5 protein-coding genes are annotated in these 4,621 nt (G+C 64.3%); all 5 read left to right on the top strand.

The annotated features are described in order from the left end of the window. On the top strand, positions 1–326 hold a 326-nt coding region (locus AC16XC_RS06970), incomplete at its 5' end, for an NADH-ubiquinone oxidoreductase-F iron-sulfur binding region domain-containing protein (RefSeq protein WP_484033926.1). Between the two features lie 7 nt (positions 327–333). Continuing rightward, a complete protein-coding gene (locus AC16XC_RS06975; protein ID WP_484033927.1) occupies positions 334–864 on the top strand; it encodes a molybdenum cofactor guanylyltransferase in 531 nt (176 codons plus the stop codon). Further along, on the top strand, positions 854–3,709 hold the full coding sequence (gene fdhF, locus AC16XC_RS06980; RefSeq protein ID WP_484033928.1) for a formate dehydrogenase subunit alpha: 2,856 nt from the start codon (positions 854–856) through the stop codon (positions 3,707–3,709). Before AC16XC_RS06975 ends, fdhF begins: the two co-directional genes overlap by 11 nt. After that, positions 3,706–3,993: a formate dehydrogenase subunit delta gene (locus tag AC16XC_RS06985; protein ID WP_484033929.1), complete on the top strand. Its 288-nt coding sequence runs from the start codon at positions 3,706–3,708 to the stop codon at positions 3,991–3,993. Before fdhF ends, AC16XC_RS06985 begins: the two co-directional genes overlap by 4 nt. Next, positions 3,983–4,621: formate dehydrogenase accessory sulfurtransferase FdhD (locus AC16XC_RS06990; protein WP_484033930.1), on the top strand; the 639-nt coding region annotated here is incomplete at its 3' end. The genes AC16XC_RS06985 and AC16XC_RS06990, both read left to right, overlap by 11 nt.

Below are 4,621 nucleotides of genomic sequence, written 5' to 3' on the forward strand. Positions count from 1 at the left end.
CCGACATGGGCGCCATGGCGCGGTTCGCGATGGAGTTCTGCGCGGCGGAAAGCTGCGGCAAATGCACGCCCTGCCGGATCGGCGCGGTCCGCGGGGTCGAAGTGATCGATCGCATCCGGGCGGGAGGACGCCAATTGTCGGGCGTCGAGCTCGAGCCGCAGATGCACAACATGCCCAAACGCGGCCGGACGCAGGAAGAAGAGATCCAGCTGCTGGAAGACCTCTGCGAAACCATGAAGTTCGGCTCGCTCTGTGCGCTTGGCGGCTTCACCCCCTATCCGGTGATGAGCGCGCTCAGGCACTGGCCCGAAGACTTCAAGGGCTGAACCCGGAGTGATCTTGGGCGTGGTCCTTGCAGGCGGACAATCGAGCCGGTTCGGCAGCGACAAGGCTTTGGCCGAACTCGCAGGCCGGACCTTGCTGTCGCGCGCGGTCGATGCGCTATCGGGGATGTGCGAGCATGTCGTGATCGCGGGGCGCGAGACCGGCCCTGCGCCCTGTATTCCCGACTGGCCCCATGCCGGCATGGGGCCGTTGGGAGGGATTGCCGCCGGGCTGCATCATGCGCTCGATGCCGATTTCGAAAGCGTCCTGACCTGCGGTGTGGACTCGCCCGACCTGCCCGATGATTTGCTCGAATTGCTCTCCCCTCCGCCCTGCTACCTCGCCGACCAGCCGGTCATCGGACATTGGCCGGCAAGGGCGGCAAACCGGTTGGAAACCTTGCTTGAGTCACAAGAACGGCATTCGATGTTGGCCTTTGCCGAAGCAATCGGCGCGAAGGCCGTGAAAAGCTGCAGGAAACCTGCTAATATCAATACGCAGGCGGATCTGACCGCCATGGAGATTCGTAATGGGATATGAGCGCCAGGCCGACTTCGGGACGCCAGAGGTCGCAGCGGACGAAAAGGTCACGCTGACGATCGACGGTCGCAAGGTCACTGTGCCTGCCGGTACCAGCGTGATGCGCGCGGCGTCCGAAAGCGGCGGCAAGATCCCCAAGCTTTGCGCCACCGACAGCCTCAACAGCTTCGGTTCGTGCCGGATGTGCCTCGTCGAGATCGAGGGCGCGCGCGGCACGCCCGCCAGCTGCACCACGCCTGTAGGCGAAGGCATGGTCGTCCACACCCAGACCAAGCGCCTCGAAAAGCTGCGCCGCGGGGTGATGGAACTCTATATTTCCGATCATCCGCTCGATTGCCTGACCTGCAGCGCCAACAACGATTGCGAGCTGCAGGACGAGGCGGCCAATGTCGGCCTGCGCGACGTGCGCTATGGCTATGACGGCGCCAATCACATGCGCCAGGAGGTCGACACCTCGAACCCCTATTTCGATTTCACGCCCGATAAATGCATCGTCTGTTCGCGCTGCGTGCGCGCCTGCGACGAGACCCAGGGGACCTTCGCGCTGACGGTCGACGGGCGCGGCTTCGCCTCGAAGATCAGCGCCGGCCAGACCGGCGACGATTTCCTCTCGTCCGAATGCGTCAGCTGCGGCGCCTGCGTGCAGGCCTGCCCGACCAGCGCGCTGATGGAAAAGAGCGTCAAGGAACATGGCAAGCCCGAGCGCGCCGTCGTCACCACCTGCGCCTATTGTGGGGTCGGCTGCACCTTCCGCGCCGAGATGCGCGGCGAACAATTGGTCCGGATGGTGCCCTACAAGGACGGCAAGGCCAATCGCGGGCACAGCTGCGTCAAGGGGCGGTTCGCCTATGGTTATGCCAACCACCAGGACCGCATCACTACCCCGATGATCCGCGAGAGCATCCAGGATCCGTGGCAGGAAGTAAGCTGGGAGGAGGCGCTCGAATTCGCTTCCAGCAAGATCAAGGCGATCAAGGCCAAACATGGCGCGATGGCGCTGGGCGGGATCACTTCGAGCCGCTGCACCAATGAAGAGACCTATCTCGTCCAGAAGCTGGTCCGCTCCGTGTTCGGCGCGAACAATGTCGATACCTGTGCCCGCGTCTGCCATTCGCCGACCGGTTACGGCCTCAAGACCACCTTCGGGACCAGCGCGGGCACGCAGGATTTCGACAGTGTCCGTCATTCCGACGTGATCATGGTGATCGGCGCCAACCCGACCGACGGCCATCCGGTATTCGCCAGCCGCATGAAGCGCCGCCTGCGCCAGGGCGCCAAGCTGATCGTGGTCGATCCACGCCGGATCGACCTCGTCAAGTCGCCGCATATCGAAGCGGCCTATCATCTGCCGCTCCAGCCCGGCACCAATGTCGCGGTGCTGACCGCGATGGCGCATGTGATCGTCACCGAAGGTCTCGCCAACGAGGCCTTTATCCGCGAGCGCTGCGACGTCGAGGCCTATGAGGATTGGGCGCGCTTCGTCTCGGACGAGCGCCATTCGCCCGAAACGCTCGAACCCGTCACCCGCGTACCTGCTGCGGACCTGCGCGCGGCCGCGCGGCTCTATGCCACCGGCGGCAACGGCGCGATCTATTACGGCCTCGGCGTGACCGAACATTCGCAAGGCTCGTCGACCGTGATGGCGATCGCCAACCTCGCCATGGTGACCGGCAATATCGGCCGCCCCGGCGTCGGCGTGAATCCGTTGCGCGGCCAGAACAACGTCCAGGGCGCCTGCGACATGGGCAGCTTCCCGCACGAATTGCCCGGCTATCGCCATTTGTCGGACAGCGCGACCCGCGAATTGTTCGAAAAGGACTGGGGCGTCAGCCTCGATCCCAATCCGGGCCTCAGGATCAACAACATGCTCGACGCAGCGGTCGATGGCACGTTCAAGGCGATCTATATCCAGGGCGAGGATATCCTCCAGTCCGATCCCAACACCCAGCATGTCGCCGACGGGCTCAAGGCGATGGAATGCGTCATCGTGCATGACCTGTTCCTCAACGAGACCGCCAATTACGCGCATGTCTTCCTGCCCGGTTCGACCTTCCTCGAAAAGGACGGCACGTTCACCAATGCCGAGCGCCGGATCCAGCCGGTGCGCAAGGTGATGGAACCGGCCAATGGCTATGGCGACTGGGAAGTCACCCAGCTGCTCGCCAATGCGCTCGGCGCGGAATGGAATTACACCCATCCGAGCGAAATCCTCGCCGAGATCGCCCGCCTCACGGGCAGCTTTGCCGGGGTTTCGTGGGAGATGCTGCTCGAACGCGGATCGGTCCAGTGGCCGGTCAACGAAAAGCATCCCGATGGCTCGCCGGTGATGCATATCGAGGGCTTCGTGCGCGGCAAGGGCCTGTTCGTGGTGACCGATTACGTCCCGACCGACGAGCGGACCGGCCCGCGTTTCCCGCTGCTGCTCACCACCGGGCGGATCCTCAGCCAGTACAATGTCGGCGCGCAGACCAGGCGCACGGCGAACACCGTCTGGCACCCCGAGGACCTGCTGGAAATGCATCCGGTCGATGCCGAGAATCGCGGGCTCAAGGATGGCGACTGGGCCAGGCTTTCAAGCCGCACCGGCGAGACGACCTTGCGCGTTGCCGTGACCGACCGGGTCGCACCGGGCGTGGTCTACACCACCTTCCACCACCCGGCGACGCAGGCCAATGTCGTGACCACCGAATATTCCGACTGGGCCACCAATTGCCCCGAATACAAGGTCACCGCGGTACAGATCACCCCGTCCAACGGCCCGACCGACTGGCAGGAGACCTATGAAAGCTGGTCGAAAAAATCGCGCCGGATCAAGCACGACACCGAAATGGAGCCCGCCGAATGAGCGGCGGCGACTACCTTGTCCGGCTGCGGTACATGGCAAACCAGATCGCGCGCAATTTCCAGGCGATCGGGCATGACAAGGCGGTGCTGGCCACCGCCAACCATATCGACATGTTCTGGGACCCGCGGATGAAGGCGGCGATCTTTGCCGACGACCGGTCACACCTCGACGAACTGGCGGCGGCGGCGATCGACCACCTCGCCGAAGGCAACCATCCCGAGCCGCAGACCCGCGCGACCGAATTCGCCAAGGCCGGCGATCTGCACAATTCGGATGCCGGATAAGCCAGTCGAAATCGCCCGCGACGGTTCGCGGCAAAGCATCGAGCGAGCCTGGGTCCCCGAAGTCCCGGTGGCGCTCGAATTCAATGGTCTCGCCTATGCGGTGATGATGGCGACGCCGCAGGACCTCGAGGATTTCGCGCTCGGCTTTGCTCTGACCGAAGGGCTGGCGAAACAGCCGAGCGACTGCAGTGACATCTCGGTCTCGGAGGTAGAGAAGGGCTGGATCGTCCGCGCGAGCCTGACCGGACTCGGGATCGAGCAACTGACCGAGCGGGTCCGGACAAGGGTCGCGGAAAGTTCATGCGGATTGTGCGGGATCGAGAACCTCGACGCGGTGGCCAAGCCGCTGCCCAAGGTAGCGGCGCATGGGGTGCTCGGCGAAGCGGCGATCTTCCGGGCACTATCGGAACTGCGCGACCATCAACCGCTCGGCAAGGCAACCGGCGCGGCCCATGCCGCCGCCTTCGCAGCGGAAGACGGCGCGATCCTGTTCGCGCGCGAAGATGTCGGGCGGCACAATGCGATGGACAAGCTCGTGGGTGCACTGGCGAAGGCAAGGCAGGACCCCGCGGCAGGCTTTATCCTGTCGAGCGCGCGCTGTTCCTACGAGATCGTCGAAAAGGCCGTC

This window comes from Candidatus Andeanibacterium sp., assembly GCF_057143545.1.

Coding starts and splice junctions, on each gene's coding strand:
- fdhF (WP_484033928.1), top strand. CDS start 854: ATGGGATATGAGCGCCAGGCCGACTTCGGGACGCCAGAGGTCGCAGCG.
- AC16XC_RS06985 (WP_484033929.1), top strand. CDS start 3,706: ATGAGCGGCGGCGACTACCTTGTCCGGCTGCGGTACATGGCAAACCAG.